Genomic DNA, 18,913 nt, shown 5'->3' with positions numbered 1-18,913 from the left:
ATGCATCCCAATGATGATGACCGCACCCAGTTCATGCCGCGCCCGGGTGGCCGTGCGCCAGAACCTGCGCGTGCAGAACCTGCGCCTCTGTCGATGCCGGCCGCGCCGATCCTCACCGGCAAAAGCCAGGGCCTCAACCCGCTGGAAAGCGCCGCCGGCCCGTTGCTGGCGCTGTTGACGCGCCTGCGTAACACCATCGCCCACCCGGCACCGGCCAGCCTGCGTGCGCAGTTGCTGGCCTACCTGCGCCAGTTCGAAGAGCGCGCCGAAGCCGCCGGTGTGGCGCGCAACGAAGTACTGCTGGCGCGTTACGCGCTGTGCACCGCGCTCGATGAAGCGGTGCTCAGTACGCCGTGGGGCAGCACCAGCGACTGGGGCAAGCAGAGCCTGTTGATCACCGTGCACAACGAGGCCTGGGGCGGCGAAAAAGTCTTCCAGTTGCTCGATCACTGCCTGCAAAGCCCGCGCGAGCGCCTCTACCTGCTGGAGCTGTTGTACCTGTGCATGTGCCTGGGTTTCGAGGGCCGTTACCGCGTGATGAACGACGGTCGCAGCCAACTGGAAGCTTTGCGTGAGCGCACCGCCGCCGCCATTCGCAGCGCCCGTGGCGAACACGAGCGCGAACTGTCGCCGCACTGGCGCGGCGTGACCGTGGCGCGTGACCGCCTGGCGCAATTCATGCCGCCGTGGATCGCCGTGGCCATCGGCCTGGCGCTGTTGTTGGCGCTGCTGTTCGGCTTGCGCATGAAACTGGCGTCGGATGCCGAGCCGGTGTTCAAGAACATTCATGCCCTGGGCGAGATCCCGGTGCAGGCCATCGACCGTCCGGTGGCGCAGCCGAAAGTCATCGAACGGCCGCGCCTGGCCGGTTTTCTGGTGGAAGACATCAAGGCTGGCCGCGTGGCGGTGGAAGATAAAGTCGACCGTTCCGTCGTGACGATCAGGGGCGACGAGCTATTTGCGTCCGCCAGTTCCAGCATTGTTGATGACTACCAGCCGCTGATGCTGCGCATCGCCGACGCCATCCGCAAGGTCAAGGGCCAGGTGCGCGTCACTGGGCACAGCGATAACCGCCCGATTGCTACGCTGCGTTTCCCGTCCAACTGGGCGTTGTCCGAAGCTCGCGCCAAGTCGGTGTTGGAGATCCTGGCGGCCAAGACCGGCCAGGCGGACCGCTTCAGCGCCGAAGGCAGAAGCGACACCGAGCCTGTGGCCACCAACGCCACCGCAGAAGGCCGTGCCCGCAATCGTCGGGTTGAAATCACCGTATTGGCGGAGGGCGTCGAGTGAAGGCGTTTTTCAGTTTCATGATTCGCTGGGTGATCCCCGTACTGGGCCTGATCGCCCTGAGCCTGATCATCTGGTTTGTGGGGCCGTTGCTCGACGTGCTGGTGCCGGAAGGGCGGCGCTGGGCGCTGATCATTTTGGTGTTTGCGGTGTGGATCGCTTACCGCGTATTCCGCATCATCCAGGCCCGCCGACAGGCCGCCGAAGTGATGCGCAGCCTGGCCGCGCAAACCCCAGTCGACCCTAACAACGCCGCGACTGCCGAAGAGTTATCGACCCTGCGCCAGCGCATGGACGAAGCCCTGGCGCTGCTGAAAAAGGCCAAGCTCGGCGGTGATGAACGCCGCAACCTCTACGAGTTGCCGTGGTACGTGATCATCGGCCCACCGGGTTCGGGCAAGACCACGGCGCTGGTCAATTCCGGCCTGCATTTCCCGCTGGCCGCACAGTTGGGCGCCGGAGCGGTGCGTGGCGTCGGCGGCACGCGCAACTGCGACTGGTGGTTTACCGATCAAGCCGTGTTGCTCGATACCGCCGGGCGCTACACCACCCAGGACAGCAACTCGACGGTGGATAAAGCCGCGTGGCTGGGCTTCCTCGACCTGCTGAAAAAGCAGCGCTCGCGCCGGCCCATCGATGGTGCTTTTATCGCCATCAGCCTGTCGGACCTGTTGCTGGGCAGTGATGCCGAACGTGCCGCCCATGCTGCGGCGATCCGCTTGCGTATCCAGGAGCTGTACACCCAGTTGGGCGTGCGTTTCCCGATCTACTTGATGCTGACCAAACTCGACCTGGTGCCGGGTTTCATGGAGTTCTTCGACAACCTGAGCAAGGAAGACCGTGCCCAGGTGTGGGGCATGACCTTTGCCCTGGATGACGGCAAAAACAGCGACAGCCCGTTGGCGGCGCTGCAAAGCGAATTTGCCGGGTTGGAACAGCGCCTCAACGAACGCTTGGTGGAGCGCTTGCAACAGGAGCGCGACCCCGCGCGGCGCGACCTGATCTACGGCTTCCCGCAGCAATTCGGCGCGTTGAAGGATTGCCTGCAAAGCTTCCTCGAAGGCGTATTCAAGCCCAATGCCTTTGAAGAGCGCGTGCTGCTGCGCGGCGTGTACTTCACCAGTGGCACCCAGGAAGGCAGCCCGATTGATCGCTTGATCGGCGCCATGGCCCAGAGCATGAACCTGGACCGCCAGCACCTGGCGCGCCAGAGCGGCACCGGGCGCAGTTACTTCATCGAAAAGCTGTTCACTGCCGTAGCGTTTGCCGAACGTGGGCTGGTGGGGGTGAACCCGAAGGTCGAGCGTCGGCGCAAATGGATCGCACGGGGTGTGTTGGCGGCCACCATCGCTTTGGTGGTGGTGGTCAGTGGCCTGTGGTGGGTGAGTTATCGCGCCAACCAAGCCTATATCGCCCAAGTCGACCAGAAGGTCGCGCCACTGGGCCAGACGGTGCAGAACCTCAGCCCGGCGCAGCGTGAGGTTCTCGCTGTGCTGCCGTTGCTCAATGCGGTGAAGAACCTCGCCGGTGAGTCGCCAAGCTGGTCCGAAGGGCTGGGCTTGTATCAAGGCGACATGCTCGAAGCCGAGTCCGCCAGCGTCTACCGCAAGCTGTTGATCGCCGTCTTCGCGCCACGGCTGGTGACGCGCATCGAAGAGCAACTGCACGGTGGCGGCAGTTCCGACTTCCTGTACGAGGGCCTTAAGGCTTACCTGATGCTCGCCGACGCTGAGCATTACGATCCGGACTTCATCAAGGCCTGGATCGCCCTGGACTGGGACCGCAACCTGCCGCGCGACCTGCCGGCCGATCAGCGCCAGGCGTTGAGCGGGCACTTGCAGGCGCTGTTCGAGCGTCACCCGCCAAACGCGCGGCTTGACCCGCGGCTGATCGATGACTTGCGTCGGCAACTGCAACAACTGCCGGTGGCCCAGCGCGTGTATGACCGAGTTAAACGTCAGAAGCTGCCCGAAGGCATCCCGGACTTCCGTCTCAACGAAGCCGCCGGCCGCGATGCTGCGCTGGTGTTCAGCCGCAAAAGTGGCAAGCCGTTGGGTGAGCCGCTGAGTGGGTTCTTCACCGCCAAGGGCTATCGCCAGGCGTTCCTGCTGAGCAGCCTGAACCAGACCGGCACCCTCGCCGAAGAGCAATGGGTGCTCGGGCGTGAGCAGGCCGACCAGCAGAACGTGGTCAGCCTCGCCGCCGACGTGCGCCGCCTGTACTTCCAGGACTACCAGCGCCAATGGGACGCCTTGCTCGCGGACATCGACTTCGTGCCGATCACCAGCGTGGCCCAGGCCGCCGATGTGCTGCGGGTGATTTCCGGCCCGACCTCGCCGCTGAAAAAGCTGCTGGTGGCCGTTGCCAAGGAAACCGACCTGCAAGCCGAAGAGCGCCAATTGGCCGCCAAAGGCGTGCCGGTGGAAGGCGGCGTCGACAAGCTCAAGGAGCGCCTCGGCAGCCTGCTTGGCCAGGAGCAACCGACGGCCAATGCGCCGCAGGCAGCGGATGATCCGGTGACCGCGCACTTTGCCGAACTCAACAGCATCGTCAGCAAGAATGAAGGCGAGCCGGCCGCTATCGACGGCCTGTTGGCAGACATGAACGCGCTGTATGTGCAGGTCAGCGCCATGGTCGGCGCCAGTGGCGATGCCTTGCTTGGCGAGGCGAAGAACCAGGCGGCGGCAGCGGCCACGCGGGTCAGCCTGAATGCCGAACGCCAGCCGCCGCTGGTGCAGGGCATGGTCAAGTCGGTGGTCAACTCCACCACCAACAGCATGATGGGCGGCGTACGTAATCAACTGAACGCGGCCTGGGTCAGCGAAGTGGTCAACGTGTACCGCCAGTCGCTGGCCGGGCGTTACCCGATGTCGCCGGGCAGTGCTCGCGACGCGACGCTGGATGACTTCGGCCAGTTCTTCGGCGTGGGCGGGGTGATGGACAACTACTTCCGCAAATACCTGCAGCCTTACGTGGACACCTCCGCGCAGACCTGGCGCTGGCAGCCGGGTGCGGCGCAGAAGCTCGGGATTGCGCCGGGTGTGCTGCAAACCTTCCAGCGTGCAGCAACTATTCGTGACGCGTTCTTTAGATCGGGGGGCACCCAGCCGATTGTGCGTTTCGAGCTCAAACCGGTGTCGATGGACCCGACCATCACTCAGTTCCTGCTCGACCTCGACGGCCAGCAAATCAGCTACGACCACGGCCCAAGTCGCCCGGTGGCGATGCAATGGCCGAACCCCGGCAGCATCGGTGTGGTGCGCATTTCGATCATGCCGCCATCGGCCAGCGGCCGTTCGGGCGTGACCCTGGACGGCCCGTGGGCCTGGTTCCGCTTGCTGGAGCAATCAGACCTCACCGCCGGCAACTCGCCGGACCGCTTCAACCTGCGCTTGCGGGTGGACGGCGCGAGCATCGCCTACGAGCTGCGCGCCAACAGCGCCTTCAACCCGTTCAGGAGCCGCGTGCTCAGCGGCTTCAGCCTGCCGGAGCGGTTATGACCACGCTGGGTTTCTACGGCAAGTTGGCCAGCCGCGGTGACTTCGTCAGCCGCGCCTTGCCGCAGAGTTTTATCGGCCCGTGGGACAGCTGGCTGGCGGCGGGTTTGCTCGCCAGCCAGAACAGCTTGGGCGGCGACTGGCTCAACGTGTACCTGGTCAGCCCGCTGTGGCGCTTTGTGTTGGCGCCGGGTGTGTGCGGGCCGGATGCGGCGGCGGGCGTGGTGATGCCGAGCATCGACCGGGTCGGGCGGTACTTTCCGTTGGCGGTGGTGGCGTTGCTTGATCACGACACCAACCCTGCGTCGCTGGTCGGCGGGCCGGACACGTGGTTTGAGCAGGCTGAAGAATTGTTGCTCAGCACGCTGGATGCCGGCGCGACTTTCGAAAGCTTCAACGACAGCCTCGACAGCCTGGGAATGCCGGCCAGTGAACCGCGTGCGGTAGACAGCCGCTTTGCCGGCCTGCAACGCGTCGCCGCCACCGTGCCCCACAGCCGCATGACCGCGCTCGCCGAACAGGCCTGCGAGGGCGCGAGCCTGTGGTGGGGTCGTGGCTCGCAGGTGATTTCCCCAGGTTTATTGCGGTGTCAGGGCTTGCCTGCCGCCAGCGATTTTGCGCAGTTTTTGCTCGGACAAGAAGGTGTGGTGTAGATGGGGTCGACGTTCAAATCCGCGAGCAAAAGCCATGTGGGCATGGTCCGCCAGGTCAACGAAGACGCGTGCCTGGACCTGCCGGAGAACCGCCTGTGGGTGGTGGCCGATGGCATGGGCGGGCATGCGGCGGGGGACTACGTCAGCAGCCTGATCGTCGACAGCCTGCGCAATGTGCCGGTGGGGCGTTCCCTCGACGAATACTCGGCGGCCCTGCGTAATGACCTGCTGCGCATCAACGCCGCCGTGCGCGAAGAAACCGCCAACCGCGGCGTGACCATGATGGGCAGCACCGTGGTGGTGCTGGCCGCACGTGGCTTGCGCGGCGTGTGTTTGTGGGCCGGTGACAGTCGCCTGTACCGCCTGCGTGACGGCGTGCTCGAAGGCATCTCCCGCGACCACAGCTACGTGCAAGACCTGCAAGACAGCGGCCTGCTCAGCGAAGCCGATGCCCGCGTGCACCCGCGCGCCAATATCGTCACCCGCGCGATTGGTGTGGAGGCGCAGCTGGAACTGGCCGTGGTCGACCTGCTGATCGCCCCCGGCGACAGCTACCTGCTGTGCAGCGACGGCCTGAACAAGACCGTCGAAGATCACGAAATCCGCGACGTACTCAGCCATGACGCCCCGGATGAAATCGTGCGCAGCCTGGTGCACCTGGGGCTTAACCGGGGCGCGCCGGACAACATCACCGCCATTGTCGTGAAGGTTTCGCCATGAGCATCGTGATTCCGGGTTATGACATCGAAGGCGGGATCGGCGAGGGCGCCATGGCCAGCGTGTACCTGGCGACTCAGCGTTCGCTGGAGCGCAAGGTGGCGTTGAAGGTGATGGCGGCAGCGTTGGCGGCCGACCCGAGTTTTTGCGAGCGTTTCCTGCGCGAGGGCAAGACCCTGGCGCGCTTGTCGCACCCGCACACGGTGACCATCCACGACATTGGCAACGTCGGTGAGCTGTATTACATGGCCATGGAATACCTGCCCAAGGGCACGCTGAAAGAGCGCATCGCCGCCGGCCTGACGCCGGAGCAGGGCGTGACGCTGATCCGCCAGATCGCCTCGGCGCTGGGTTATGCGCATGCCCAAGGCTTGGTGCACCGTGACGTCAAACCGGCGAACATTCTGTTTCGCGCTGACGGCACCGCCGTGTTGTCGGACTTCGGCATCGCCAAGTCCCTGGACGACCGCACCCAGTTTACTCAAGCCGGGTTTGCCGTGGGCACGCCGAGCTACATGAGCCCGGAACAGGCGCGGGGCCAGGAGATTGATGGTCGCGCCGACCTCTACGCGCTCGGCGTGGTGCTCTATGAAATCCTCGTCGGCAAGCTGCCTTACACCGGCACCGATGCGCTTTCCACGGCGCTGGCGCACCTGACCGAACCGCTGCCGGAATTGCCGGTGCACCACGGCCGTTATCAAGACGTGCTGCGCAAACTGTTGGCCAAGGACCCGGCGGAGCGTTTCCCGGATGCGGCGGCGTTGCTGCGCGCGCTGGACCAACTGCCGGCGGACTCGCCGGAAGCCACGCTGGTGCGCCCGTTGCCGATTCCGCTGAGCTTCGACTTGGCCGGTATGACGCCCGTGTCGATCGACATTCCGACCGACAAACCCCAGCCGCAGCCGGTGCGCCAGCCGGTGGTGACGCCGACGCAACACCACGCCGTGTCCGAGCAGCGCCGTGGGCCGGTGCTGGCCCTGGCTGGCGTCGCGGTGGCTGTCGCGCTGGCCATCGGTGGCGCGAGCTACTGGTGGTTGAGCAGCGGCGATACGCCAGCGGCGCCGCCCACTGCGGTGGTGCCGAAAACGCCACCGCCTCCTGAAGTAAAAACAGCCGTGGCCGATATGGACGGCGGCCAGCGACCCTTGCTGATGGCGGGTAAAAAGACCCTGTTCCAGCGTGTGCTCAGCAAGCCGGGCGCCAAGCTGTCCCATGACGCCGGTGGTGCAACTGACGAAGGGCTGCCTGCGTTTTCGGTGCTCTACGTGTACCAACGCAAAGACGTCGATGGCAGCCCGTGGCTGCGTGTCGGCGCTGCCACCGATGGGCGCAGCGATGGCTGGTTGCCGGCCGCCCAGGTCAGCGACTGGAAGCAAAGCCTGGTGCTCAAGTTCACCGAGCGCTCGGGCCGGGCGCCGGTGATGTTCCTGCGCCAATCCAGCGAGGTGGAAAAGCTGCTGGCTGATCCTGCTGCCGCCAAGGGCGTATTGGCCAAGGCGCAGAAGAACAGCGAAGACAATCAGCAGGTCCTGGCGCTGGAGCCGACCGCCAGTGCGGTCCCACAAGACCAGTTTTACCTGCTGCCGATCTTCGACTCCAAAGAGAGCTTCGACGAAAACGGCCAGCCGGTGCAGTTGCTCAATGTGGCGTCTATCGACCCTGGCAGCGCTGCCGCCAAACCGGCCGCCCGAGCGATCAACACCCACGCCGACGCCTTCCGCACTGCCGTGGTACTGGTGGTGGACACCACCGTGTCGATGCAGCCTTACATCGACCAAGTTCGCGACGTGGTGCACGAGCTGCAAACCCGCATCGCCGAACGTGGTGAGTTGGACAGCGTCAGCTTCGGCCTGGTGGGTTTTCGCAACAGCATCAAGAAAACCCCGGGCCTGGAATACGTGGCCAAAACCTTGATCACACTGGATCAAGGCCGCGACCCGCAACGTTTCCTCGACATGGCGCGGCAGGTAAAGGCGTCCACTGTGTCCAGCCACTCGTTCAACGAAGACGCGTTTGCCGGGGTGATGCAGGCCGTGGATGGCATGGATTGGTCCGGCTATGGCGGGCGCATTATTCTGCTGGTCACCGACGCCGGTGCGCTGCGCAAGAACGACCCGTTCGCCACCACCCAGATGAACGAGGCCGAAGTGCGCCAGGCGGCGCTGGGCAAGCAGATCAAGATCTACGCCCTGCACCTGCGCACCGACGCTGGCAAGAAAACCCATGCCGGTGCCGAAAGCCAATACCGCGTGCTCACCGCTGACGCCAACCCGCAGATCGGCGACCTCTACACGCCGGTGCCGGGTGGCGATGTGCGCAAGCTGGGTGAGCGTGTCGATGAGATCGGCAACGTGTTCGCCAACCTCGTGCACCAAGTGCGCAGCAACACCCCGCAACCGGTGCCGCTGCTGAGCGCCGCGCCGACCTTGGCCGACAAGTCCGCCGCCGTCGGCTACGCCATGCACATGGACTTCCTCGGCCGCAAAACCGCGAGCCAGGCGCCGCAACTGGTCAGCGCCTGGACCGCCGACCGCGACCTGACCAACCCGGCGCTGCCGGCGTTCCAGGTGTGCGTGATGCTGACCAAATTGCAGCTCAACGATCTGCAGCAGTCGCTGAAACTGATCGTGGATGCAGCGCGCAAAACTCAGACCTCGCCCAAGGGTTTCTTCCAGGAAATCGCCAGCGCCTCGGCCTACATGAGCCGCGACCCACAGGCCCTGCGCAAGGGCGGCAACTTGGCCGACGGCGGCATCCTCGGCGAATACCTGGAAGGCCTGCCGTACCGCAGCAAGTCGCTGAACATGACACAGGATTTGTGGTTGTCGTTGAGCGTGGCCGAGCAGGAAGACTTTATCGACGAGCTGGATTCGAAAATCCGTCTCTACGAAACCTTCCACAATGACGTGGCCAACTGGGTCCGTTTCGGCGATGCCGAGCCGGGCGATGCGTTGTACCGCGTGCCATTGTCGACGCTGCCGTAATGCTGAACCTGCGCGCAGTGCACAAAAGCCGCGGCGTCGGCAGCCAGCGCTACAGCCTGGTGATTCCGGCGCTGGCGCTGCGCGCGGGCGAGCAGTTGGCGATTGTCGGGCCGAGCGGCTGTGGCAAAAGCACCTTGCTCGATGTGCTGGCGCTGGTGTTGGCGCCGGATCAGGTTGGCCAGTTTGAATTTGATCAGACCGATATCGGCGCTCTGTGGCGTGCTGACCAGCAATCTGCCTTGGCCCAGCTGCGCAGCAAGCACCTGGGCTATGTGCTGCAAACCGGTGGGTTGCTGGGGTTTCTCGATGTGCGCAGCAATATTGCCTTGTCCCGGCAACTGCTGGGCCTGAAGGACGACGGCAGCGTCGCGCGTCTGGCCGAGCAGTTGGAGATTAGCGACCAGTTGGCGAAGAAACCGGCCGCGCTGTCGGTGGGCCAACGCCAGCGCGTGAGCTGCGCCCGTGCCCTGGCGCATGCGCCGCAACTGGTGCTGGCGGATGAACCGACCGCGTCGCTTGACCCGCTTAACGCTGAGCGCGTGATGCAGGCGCTGCTGGCTCAGGCCCGCGAACACCACGCGGCCTGCGTGATCGCCACCCATGACGAACCGTTGGCCCGTGCCAGTGGCTTGCAGGTGCGGCGCATCAGTTGTCGTCGTGATACTGACGGCGGCATCACGGCGACCCTTGGGGAGGCGTGCTGATGCGCTTCGGCTTGGTGGCGTCTCTGGCCTGGCAGGATTACCGCAACGACGCCTGGCTGTCGGCCTGTTCGGTGTTGGCGCTGGTGGCAGTCGTCGCGCCGTTGTTGGTGTTATTCGGGCTGAAATTTGGACTGGTTAGCAGTTTGACCGAACGCTTGGAGGCCGACCCCGCCACCCGTGAAATTATTCCGTTGGGTGGTGGTCGATTCAACGCAGCGTTTATCCAGCAGCTTGCCCAGCGTAGCGATGTGGCCTTTGCCGTGCCGCGTACACGGCAGATTGCGGCAACGGCGCAGGTGGGCACGCTGACCCTGGAAATGCTGCCGACGGCACCGGGCGATCCGTTGCTCGGTGGTTTGCCGCTGCCCACGGGGCTGGAGCAGATCGTGCTGAGCCACACCGCCGCGGAAAAACTCGCGGCGCGGCCGGGGGATTGGTTGGAAACCAGCTTTGCGCGGCAAGTGGCCGGGCGCGTCGAAGCCCAGCGCACGCGGCTGCAGGTGCTGGCGGTATTGCCATTGGACGCGTTTGCGCGTGACGGTTTGTTTGCCGATTTGGCCCTGTTGGAAGCGGCGGAAGATTACCGCGATGGCCGGGCAGTGCTGGCTTTGGGCTGGGAGGGTGATGCAGCCGGTGTGAGCGAGCAGCGGGTTTATCCGGCGTTTCGCTTGTACGCCCGCAACCTCACCGATGTTGAGCCGCTGCGGGTGTTTTTTGCCGGGCAGAACCTGTTGGTGTCGACCCAGGCGCATACCATCGCCCAGGTGCAGTCGTTGAGCCGCAACCTGTCGATCGTATTCTGGATCATTGCCGGGCTGGCCTTGGCCGGTGCGTTTGCGGCGATCTTCGCCGGCGCACTGGCGGCCGTGGCGCGCAAGCATCGGGAATTGTCGGTATTGCGCCTGTTGGGGTTTTCCACCGCCGGGCTATTGCTGTTTGTGGTACTGCAGGCGCTGTACAGCGCAGGCTTAGCCGCCGTGCTCAGTGCCGGGCTGTATGGCGTGGCCGAGGCAGGTTTGAATAAATTATTTGTGCAGGTGCCGGGCGAATACGCCAGTCACCTGCTGGCGCGTCACTACGGCCTGGCCCTGGTTGCAATCCTCGGCGTCAGCGCCGTGGCGGCGGCCTGTGGTGGTTGGCGGGTGGCGCGTATCCAGGCTTCTGAAGGAATCAGAGATGTATAAGTTATTGGGCGCCTGTGTGGCGCTGAGCTTGGCCTCGCTGGCGTGGGCTGATGAGGCGAGTGACAAACTCGACAACCCCAAACCGTTGCCCGACGACGTGAGCCTGCCGCTGCCGTGTGAAGGCAATATGGTGTTCCGCTACGCCTACGTGCTGGCCCAGGGCACCTTGGATGACCGCGAGATCAGCCTCGGTTATCCCTTTGCCGAAGGTGAGGCGGGTTATCAGCAGTCGTTTATTTCCGGCTACCGCCGCGACTTTATCAACGGCCAATTCACCCTCAAGGACTTGCCCAAAGACTGGAACAAAGTCATCGCGCCGTTGATGCCGAAGACCGACGCCAAAACCCCGCTCAAACCTATGCTGTACTTCATTGGTAAGTACGAAGTGACCGCGCGCCAATACGCCCAGGTGATGTCCCAGGCGCAGTCGCTGGCCAGCGGCGAACCCGCGCCTGCCTGCGATGCGCCTACCGGCATGGCCGCGCGGTTGCCCAAAGTGAAACTGTCGCGCTTTGAGGCTGAGCGTTTCTCGGCGGTGTACAGCGCCTGGCTGATGAAATATCACCGTGAGCTGCTGCCGGTCAGTGGTCGTGGTTCTTCGGCTGAAGACGGTGGCCTCGGTTTTGTGCGCTTGCCCACCGAAGTGGAATGGGAGTTTGCCGCACGCGGTGGCCAGGCGGTTAGCCGTCAGGACTTGGAAGGCCGGCTGTTTCCACGCCGTGTCGAAGGCAGCGAAAGCGACGGCCCGCTGGGTGATTACGCGGTGTTCAACCAAGTCGCCGGCGGCACCGGCCAGGCTGCACGCTTGATGCCCATCGGCACCAAACTGCCCAACCCGATTGGCCTGTTCGATGTGATCGGCAACGCGGCGGAAATGGTCCAGGAATCCTTCCAACTGGTGCACGCCGGGCGCCGCCAGGGCACGTACGGCGGCTTTGTGGTCAAGGGCGGCAACTACCTTGAAGGCGAGGGCACGCTGTTTACTGGCATGCGCCGCGAGTACCCATTGTTTGCCGCCGACGGAACCGAGCAAAGCAACGAGACCACCGGGTTTCGCGTGGCGATTGGCGCACTGTCGGCGCCGCGCTCGCGCTACAAGGAGCTGTTCGCCCAGTGGCAGAAAGAAGGGCGCCTGGCCGCGCTGACGGATGCCATCGACGACGCTCAGGACCCGACCAAACGCCTGGACAGCATCATCGCTGCCAGTGTCGACCCCAAGCTGCAAGCCGAGCTTGGGCTGGTCAACGAAGAGCTCAAGCGCAACGTCTCGCTGATCGCCCAACAACGCGAAGAAGCGGCGGGCAACTTGATTCAGTCGGCGGCGTTGGTGGCCGAGACCATCAGCAACTACAACATTCGCCTGGCCAACTTGCAGAAGAGTCGCCAGCAGGCCCTGGACAACAAGGACGCGGCCAGCGCGCAGCTGTTTGACATGGCCATCACCAATGGCCGCAGCGCCCTCGACGGCGCGGTGGCGATCTACATCGACAACTTGGCCACCGGCACGCGCTACACCGATGCGGTGATCCAGGCGCAGTTTCAACGAATCAAGGAAGAGTTGGATCGCAAGCCAGTGCTCGGTAAGAGCCTGGTGACGCGCGCGACACTGTTCGTTCGCCATGTCGGCAACTACCGCAAACAACAGCGGGCCGACCCGGCAACGATCTTGAAGGAATTGCTCGCAGCGAGCGGTCAGCGGTCTTGATCGCTGGTTGTATGGCGAGCTTGGAAGGGACTCAGGCGGCGGTGGGCCGTGCTGGGCAAGTCAAACTTAAAAGAGAACACACCTATGCTTTTTTCCCGTAAGGCGGTTTCCAAGCGTCACCTGCTGCTGATCGCGGCCGGTTTCAGCACCGTGTTAACTGGCTGCGCCACGTCGCCGTCCTCCAAGGTCGCGTCGAGCACCAAGGTCGAGTACTACCCGAACTGCTACGAGCCGGTGCAGCACCTGCGCGCGACGGATTCGGACATGACCAAATCGGTCGTCACCGGCGCGGCCCTCGGCGCGGCCGGCGGCGCACTGCTGGGCGCGCTGACTGGCGACTCCGAAAAGCGCGGCCGTAACGCTGCCATCGGTGCCGCGGGCGGCGCCTTGGCTGGCGGTGCGGCGGGTTACTACACCGAGCGTCAGAAGCAGATCAGCGATGACAACCAGCGCATTGCGTCTTACTCCGCGGACTTCAACAAGAGCGCTTCCGACATCGACCGCAGCACCGCGTACGCCAAGGCGTCCCAGCAGTGCTACCAGAGCGCGTTCACCAAGCTGGTTGCCGACCGCAAAGCCAAAGCCGTCAACGACACTGAAGGCCGCAAGCGCCTGGCGGAAATCGTAGCGGGCTTGAAGGAATCCAATGACCTGATCGTTGCGGTCAACGGCAAAGCCAGCGAAGACCTGAACAACTACACCCAGGCTTACGAGAAAGACCTGCAACAAGTGGGTGTGCAGCGCAACGACGTGGTGACGGTAGCGACCGCCGACACGACGCCGCCGGTGGTGCCGGCCAAAGGCAAAAAACCCGTAAAACCAGCGAAGAAGGCATCGCTGCCAACCGTGCCGAAAGAAGCGGTGACTACCGAGAAGAGCATTCGGACGGTCCAGGCCAAGCAAGCTGAAAGCAAGCAGGTCGCCAGCGCGGGTAAAGCGCAGATCGAAGGCACCTGCCGCGATCCAAACCTGGCCGACTGGGCGCCGGTACCTTGCCCTAACGTTTAAGCAAGATGCTGCTATAAGCGTTAAACGCCAGCCGATCTCCCGCTAAAGCGCGAGATCGGTGGCGTTCTATAGGCAAATTGTTACACTGCTGCGGCCACTTAATAATGATACCGAGGCCGCGTGCATGAAATTTCGTCTTCTGCTGTGGGTGCTTGGCCTGATGATGGGCAAAGCCAGCCGCACCAACCCTGCTTTCCAGCAACAGCTGGGTGACAAAGACCTGGCGTTCCAGTTGCAAACCCTCGACGGCAAAGTTGCCCGTCACTTCATCGTCAAAGACCAGCGCATCACCAGCCGCTCAGGTGTTCACCCGGAGCCTGCGTTTGCTATCGCCTTCAAAGATGCCGCCTACGGCTTCGCCACGATGCAGGCGAAGAACAAGCAATTGGCGTTCATGACGGGGATTCAAGACAAGTCGATCCAGATCAAGGGCAACCCGGCGCTGGTGATCTGGTTCCAGGGGCTGACCAAATATTTGAAACCGAAGAAAAAGAAGAAGGCCTGAAGGGTTTCTTCAGTTGTACCGAGTTGAATTCATCGCGGGCAAGCCAGCTCCCACCGTTGACTGCATTCCACCGTTGGAACTCGGTCAAAGGTGGGCGCTGGCTGGCCTGCGATAGCGGTGTAACAGGCGACCGATTTACCCTTAGTTGAACTGCGATGCCAATTCGCGCAACAGCACCTCGGCATCCAACACCTTGGCGACCACTTCCTCAGCCTTCTCACGGCTCAACCCCAGACGCTCCAGCAGCGCATCGGGAATCGGCTCATCCGGCCCCGAGCCAATGCCACGGCTGCGTAGCAAGCGCACCGACAAGCACACCAGGTTCGGATATTCAGCATATTGCCCGTCATAGGTCGGGTCGTGCTGGAAGCGTAGGGCGGTGGACAGTTCGTCCGGCATGTCCCAGTAGCGCATCAGCCAGGCGCCGATCTGCTCGCGGCTGATGCCCAGCAAGTGTTGCTCGACATAGCTGTGGCACAGGTGCGGGTTGACCTCCAGGTGACGGCAGATCAGCGAGAAGTGCGGCGGGAATACGTGGGCCAGCAGCAGGTAACCGAAGTTGTGCAGCAAGCCGGCCAGGTACGTCAGGCCGGCTTCCGGGCGCTGGGCGCGCGGCATGGCGCGGGTCAGGCCTTCGATCACCGCGGCGGTGTAGATCGACTGGTGCCAATACGGCGTGGCTTGGTGCGGGTGGTCTTTGGGCAGGCTCAGGGTTTTACCTAAGGCCAGGCCCAGCGCCAGGTTGATCACCAGATCAAAGCCCAGCACGCGCACGATGGCGTCTTCCACTGAGCGAATCTTGCCCGGTGAGGCGTAGTACGGCGACGCAGCCCAGCTCACCACTTGGGCGGCCAGGGCCGGGTCGGTTTCCACCACTCCGGTGATGTCATCGATGGTGGCGTTGGGATCGACGCGCAGCTTGATGATCTTCTGCGCTGTGTCGGCCAGCGGGGGAATCTCGATGGTGGCTTCCAGGCGCTGCTGGATGCGGCGGGCAGTGAATGCCTGCATCGCTTGGGTGATTTCCTCGCGGTCATCATTGGGGCGGTCGAGGTTGGGGCGGATGTTGCTCAACGGCTCGCCGAACTGCGCGGCGCTGGCCTTGGTGAGCATGGTCTTGAAGTCGCCGCTGGCGATTTCCAGCAGCAACCCGGCTTCGCCCGAATGCACCAGCAGGCTCGGCTCGCTGAGCAGGCTGCCTTCGTACAGGCAAGGCGAGCTGGTCAGCGCCGGCAGGCCCGGCAGCAGGTTCAGGTCATGCTTGGCCAGCATGCGCTCGACGCGGTCCGGCGACACGGCCGTGAGGCGGCGACCGGTGAGTTCGGCGAGACGGTTGAGGTCGAGCAACTGGCTCTGCGGGAACAGCACCATGAGTGCGCCAACGGCATCTTCCAACAGCACTGCCTGGATCTTTCGAGCGGGATTCAGGCCGGCGTGTTCCGTCACTTCCGTGTAGGGGATGGCGAGCTTTGCGAGCAGAGCCCGAATGACCGGCGGGGTGGTCAGTGGGGCTGTGGCGAGGGCTACTTCTGACATGGCCTGATCCAATTTCGTACAGTCACCGAAGTATAACCAGCTTGTTACATGTGTTGGTCGGATAAGTGAGGCAGGCGTCACACTTGGCCGTATTGCTGCCCATGCCGTAGCCAACGATCGAGCAACGGGCTGACGTGATCCGGCCAGCGCTCAAGCAGCGCCTGCGCCGCATCACGCACGGCGGGCAGCAGGTCGGCGTCACGCATCAGGTCGGCGACCTTGAATTGCAGCAGGCCGGTCTGGCGGGTGCCGAGCATTTCGCCAGGGCCGCGCAGTTCGAGGTCTTTTTCGGCGATGATAAAACCGTCGTTGGTTTCGCGCATGATGCCCAGTCGCTGACGACCGATCTGCGACAGCGGCGGATGGTAGAGCAGTACGCAATGGCTGGCGGCGCTGCCCCGGCCGACGCGGCCGCGCAATTGGTGCAGTTGCGCGAGGCCCAGACGCTCGGGGTTTTCGATGATCATCAGGCTCGCGTTGGGCACGTCCACGCCCACTTCGATCACTGTGGTGGCGACCAGCAGTTGCAGGTTACCGGCTTTGAATTCGGCCATCACTGCGGCTTTTTCCGCCGGCTTCATGCGGCCGTGGATCAGCCCGACCTTGAGTTCGCCCAAGGCACTGGTGAGGTCTTCAAACGTGGTTTCGGCAGCTTGGCAGGTTAGCTCTTCGGACTCTTCAATCAGCGTGCACACCCAGTACGCCTGACGGCCTTCGGCGCAGGCACCGCGCACGCGCTCGATCACTTCCACGCGGCGGGTGTCGGTGACCAGCACGGTGTTGACCGGCGTACGGCCGGGCGGCAGCTCATCGAGGATCGAGGTGTCGAGGTCGGCGTAGGCGCTCATGGCCAGGGTGCGAGGGATCGGCGTGGCGGTCATGATCAACTGGTGGGGGTTCATGCGCCCACCCACACCTTTCTGGCGCAAGGCCAGGCGCTGTTGCACGCCGAAGCGGTGCTGTTCGTCGATGATCACCAGCGCGAGGTTCTTGAACTGCACTTCGTCTTGGAACAGCGCGTGGGTGCCCACCACCATCGGTGCGCCATTGGCGATCTGTTCCAGCGCTGCTGCACGGACCTTGCCCTTGAGCTTGCCGGCCAGCCACGCCACTTCCAGGCCCAGCGGTTCAAGCCAGCGCTTGAAGGTGATGAAGTGCTGCTCGGCGAGAATTTCGGTAGGCGCCATCAGCGCCACTTGGTAACCGGCTTCCAGCGCCTGCAAGGCGGCGAGGGCGGCGACCACGGTTTTGCCGGCGCCCACGTCACCCTGGATCAGGCGCAGCATCGGTTCTTTCTGGCTGAGGTCGTAGGCGATTTCATTGCCGACCCGCTGCTGGGCACCGGTCGGCGCAAAGCCCAGGTTGGCCAGGTATCGCGCTGGCAGGCGCGTGGCCTTGGGCATCGCCGGCGCGCACAGGGAACGCATGCTTTCGCGCAGGCGCTGCTGAGACAGTTGATGAGTCAGCAGTTCTTCGAAGGCCAGGCGATGCTGAGCCCAGTGATGACCCAAGGCCAGTTCGTCGACATCGGCGTCGGCGGGTGGGTTATGCAGGTAGCGGATTGCATCGTCCAGGGGCGCCAGTTGGTAGTCGCGGGCCAGTTCCACTGGCAGCCAGTCGGGCAGGCTTTTCGGGCCGAGCATCGTCAGGGTCTGCATGCACAGCTGGCGCAGGCGCTGCTGGGTCAGGCCTTCGGTCAGTGGGTAAATGGGCGTGAGCGTGGTGTCCACCGGCGGCGGCTCGTCGCCGGTGATGGCGCGGTACTCCGGGTGGTAGATTTCCAGGCCCGACGCGCCAGGTCGCGCTTCACCGTAGCAACGCACGCGGGTGCCACGCTTTAGGCCTTCCTTTTGCGCATTGCTGAAATGGTAAAAGCGCAGGCTCAGGCCACCGGTGCCGTCTTGCAGGCGCACCACCAAACTGCGGCGTTTGCCCATCACCACATCGGCGCCACTGACGGTGCCTTCGACCACCGCGTCCTGCCCAGGGCGCAGATGGCCGATGGGCACTACGCGCGTGCGGTCCTGATAGCGCAGGGGCAGGTGGAACAGCACGTCCTGGAGGTTCTCCAGGCCGACCTTGGCCAGCTTCTCGGCCATGGCTTCACCGACACCCTTGAGTGCGGTCACCGACACCTGCGACAACTCGGTCATACGTTTACTTAGCTCGCAGCGGGCGGCTTGGCCACCGAGCACAGGCGGATCGAGTCACCGAGGATCTCAATGGCTTTCGGGCGTGGAAAGCTGGCGCGCCAGGCAATCGCCACGGTACGGAACGGCACCGGGGGCGTGAGTGGGCGCACTTCGATCACGCCGGGGGCGTAGTGGTGGCTGTCCACTGCCGACAGCGGCAGGATCGAAATACCCAGGCCGGACGCGACCATGTGGCGAATGGTTTCCAGGGAGCTGGATTCCACCGTGGTGTGTTTGGCGCCGTCGTTGCCCTTGGTCAGGGTCGGGCAGGCTTCCAATACCTGGTCACGGAAGCAGTGACCTTCGCCGAGCAGCAGCAGGCTCTTGTCGTTGAGCAGGCCGGCGTCGATGGTGTCTTTTTGCGTCCACGGGTGGGAAGCCGGCATCAACACGTAAAACGGCTCGTCGTAGAGCGGCAGGGTCAGCACGTCTGCCTCGTTGAAGGGCAGGGCGATGATGATTGCGTCCAACTCACCGTTGCGCAGTTTGTCGCGCAGTACGTGGGTGAAGTTTTCTTCGATATACAGCGGCATCTGCGGCGCGACGCGGTGCAGTTGCGGGATCAGGTGCGGGAACAAGTACGGGCCGACGGTGTAGATGGCGCCGACTTTCAACGGTGCGGTCAGCTGGTTCTTGCCGGCCTGGGCCAGCTCGCGAATGCTTTGGGCTTGTTCCAGGACCTTCTGGGCCTGGGCAACGATGCCTTCGCCTACTGGCGTGAGGCGCACGGCGCTCTTGCTGCGCTCGAAAATCAGCACACCGAGTTCGTCTTCAAGCTTTTTCACACCCACCGACAGCGTCGGCTGGCTGACATGGCAACGCTCGGCCGCGTGGCCGAAGTGCTGCTCTTGGGCGAGGGTCACGATGTAGCGTAATTCTGTAAGAGTCATAGCGGGCGTCCATGAGGTTGCGAGCCAAGCATACCGGCTGCAATCGATAGA

At 63.8% G+C, this 18,913-nt stretch carries 13 protein-coding genes; 10 read left to right on the top strand and 3 right to left on the bottom strand.

Translation table 11 applies throughout. The annotated features are described in order from the left end of the window. The 10 genes from KZH41_RS00260 to KZH41_RS00215 all read left to right on the top strand — a co-directional run bounded on the left by KZH41_RS00260 (position 1) and on the right by KZH41_RS00215 (position 14,244). Positions 1 to 1,290 (top strand): DotU family type VI secretion system protein, encoded by a 1,290-nt coding sequence (locus tag KZH41_RS00260; protein WP_094948688.1) that lies wholly within the window; start codon positions 1 to 3, stop codon positions 1,288 to 1,290. After that, a complete protein-coding gene (gene tssM, locus KZH41_RS00255) occupies positions 1,287 to 4,787 on the top strand; it encodes a type VI secretion system membrane subunit TssM (protein WP_094948689.1) in 3,501 nt (1,166 codons plus the stop codon). The genes KZH41_RS00260 and tssM overlap by 4 nt, the downstream gene beginning before the upstream one ends. Continuing rightward, complete coding sequence (tagF, locus tag KZH41_RS00250; RefSeq protein WP_094948690.1) at positions 4,784 to 5,437, top strand: type VI secretion system-associated protein TagF; 654 nt, start codon at positions 4,784 to 4,786, stop codon at positions 5,435 to 5,437. Before tssM ends, tagF begins: the two co-directional genes overlap by 4 nt. Further along, complete coding sequence (locus KZH41_RS00245) at positions 5,438 to 6,157, top strand: PP2C family protein-serine/threonine phosphatase (protein WP_094948691.1); 720 nt, start codon at positions 5,438 to 5,440, stop codon at positions 6,155 to 6,157. After that, on the top strand, positions 6,154 to 9,138 hold the full coding sequence (locus KZH41_RS00240) for a serine/threonine-protein kinase (protein WP_263274191.1): 2,985 nt from the start codon (positions 6,154 to 6,156) through the stop codon (positions 9,136 to 9,138). Before KZH41_RS00245 ends, KZH41_RS00240 begins: the two co-directional genes overlap by 4 nt. After that, a complete protein-coding gene (locus KZH41_RS00235) occupies positions 9,138 to 9,842 on the top strand; it encodes an ABC transporter ATP-binding protein (protein WP_094948693.1) in 705 nt (234 codons plus the stop codon). The genes KZH41_RS00240 and KZH41_RS00235 overlap by 1 nt, the downstream gene beginning before the upstream one ends. Continuing rightward, positions 9,842 to 11,026 carry an ABC transporter permease gene (locus KZH41_RS00230; protein WP_263274190.1) on the top strand — a complete coding sequence of 395 codons (1,185 nt, stop codon included), beginning with the start codon at positions 9,842 to 9,844 and terminating at the stop codon, positions 11,024 to 11,026. Before KZH41_RS00235 ends, KZH41_RS00230 begins: the two co-directional genes overlap by 1 nt. Next, a complete protein-coding gene (locus tag KZH41_RS00225) occupies positions 11,019 to 12,731 on the top strand; it encodes a formylglycine-generating enzyme family protein (protein ID WP_094948695.1) in 1,713 nt (570 codons plus the stop codon). The genes KZH41_RS00230 and KZH41_RS00225 overlap by 8 nt, the downstream gene beginning before the upstream one ends. A gap of 84 nt (positions 12,732 to 12,815) precedes the next feature. Further along, positions 12,816 to 13,739 (top strand): type VI secretion system-associated lipoprotein TagQ, encoded by a 924-nt coding sequence (tagQ, locus tag KZH41_RS00220; RefSeq protein WP_094948696.1) that lies wholly within the window; start codon positions 12,816 to 12,818, stop codon positions 13,737 to 13,739. A gap of 124 nt (positions 13,740 to 13,863) precedes the next feature. After that, on the top strand, positions 13,864 to 14,244 hold the full coding sequence (locus KZH41_RS00215; protein ID WP_094948697.1) for a helicase: 381 nt from the start codon (positions 13,864 to 13,866) through the stop codon (positions 14,242 to 14,244). 141 nt (positions 14,245 to 14,385) lie between these two features. On the opposite strand, the gene KZH41_RS00210 is transcribed toward KZH41_RS00215, so the two are convergent. The 3 genes from KZH41_RS00210 to KZH41_RS00200 form a co-directional block, all read right to left on the bottom strand. Further along, entirely contained in the window at positions 14,386 to 15,780 is a 1,395-nt protein-coding gene (locus KZH41_RS00210) for an aminoacyl-tRNA deacylase and HDOD domain-containing protein (protein ID WP_242153488.1), read from the bottom strand. A gap of 77 nt (positions 15,781 to 15,857) precedes the next feature. After that, positions 15,858 to 17,933: an ATP-dependent DNA helicase RecG gene (recG, locus tag KZH41_RS00205; RefSeq protein WP_263274189.1), complete on the bottom strand. Its 2,076-nt coding sequence runs from the start codon at positions 17,931 to 17,933 to the stop codon at positions 15,858 to 15,860. A gap of 8 nt (positions 17,934 to 17,941) precedes the next feature. Beyond that, positions 17,942 to 18,862, bottom strand: a complete 921-nt coding sequence (locus tag KZH41_RS00200; RefSeq protein WP_094948699.1) for a hydrogen peroxide-inducible genes activator — start codon at positions 18,860 to 18,862, stop codon at positions 17,942 to 17,944. Positions 18,863 to 18,913: the final 51 nt, after the last annotated feature.

It is taken from the genome of Pseudomonas sp. YeP6b (assembly GCF_025642995.1).
In the GTDB taxonomy this organism is placed as follows: Bacteria; Pseudomonadota; Gammaproteobacteria; order Pseudomonadales; family Pseudomonadaceae; genus Aquipseudomonas.
The sequence above is the reverse complement of the archived record's forward strand: the minus strand, read 5'-3'. Positions and strand labels throughout refer to the sequence as shown.

Excerpts from the sequence above, each read along its gene's own strand:
- tagQ (WP_094948696.1), top strand. The coding sequence starts at position 12,816 with ATGCTTTTTTCCCGTAAGGCGGTTTCCAAGCGTCACCTGCTGCTGATC.
- KZH41_RS00215 (WP_094948697.1), top strand. The coding sequence starts at position 13,864 with ATGAAATTTCGTCTTCTGCTGTGGGTGCTTGGCCTGATGATGGGCAAA.
- tagF (WP_094948690.1), top strand. The coding sequence starts at position 4,784 with ATGACCACGCTGGGTTTCTACGGCAAGTTGGCCAGCCGCGGTGACTTC.
- KZH41_RS00260 (WP_094948688.1), top strand. The coding sequence starts at position 1 with ATGCATCCCAATGATGATGACCGCACCCAGTTCATGCCGCGCCCGGGT.
- recG (WP_263274189.1), bottom strand. The coding sequence starts at position 17,933 with ATGACCGAGTTGTCGCAGGTGTCGGTGACCGCACTCAAGGGTGTCGGT.
- KZH41_RS00200 (WP_094948699.1), bottom strand. The coding sequence starts at position 18,862 with ATGACTCTTACAGAATTACGCTACATCGTGACCCTCGCCCAAGAGCAG.
- KZH41_RS00245 (WP_094948691.1), top strand. The coding sequence starts at position 5,438 with ATGGGGTCGACGTTCAAATCCGCGAGCAAAAGCCATGTGGGCATGGTC.
- KZH41_RS00240 (WP_263274191.1), top strand. The coding sequence starts at position 6,154 with ATGAGCATCGTGATTCCGGGTTATGACATCGAAGGCGGGATCGGCGAG.
- KZH41_RS00230 (WP_263274190.1), top strand. The coding sequence starts at position 9,842 with ATGCGCTTCGGCTTGGTGGCGTCTCTGGCCTGGCAGGATTACCGCAAC.
- KZH41_RS00210 (WP_242153488.1), bottom strand. The coding sequence starts at position 15,780 with ATGTCAGAAGTAGCCCTCGCCACAGCCCCACTGACCACCCCGCCGGTC.
- KZH41_RS00225 (WP_094948695.1), top strand. The coding sequence starts at position 11,019 with ATGTATAAGTTATTGGGCGCCTGTGTGGCGCTGAGCTTGGCCTCGCTG.
- KZH41_RS00235 (WP_094948693.1), top strand. The coding sequence starts at position 9,138 with ATGCTGAACCTGCGCGCAGTGCACAAAAGCCGCGGCGTCGGCAGCCAG.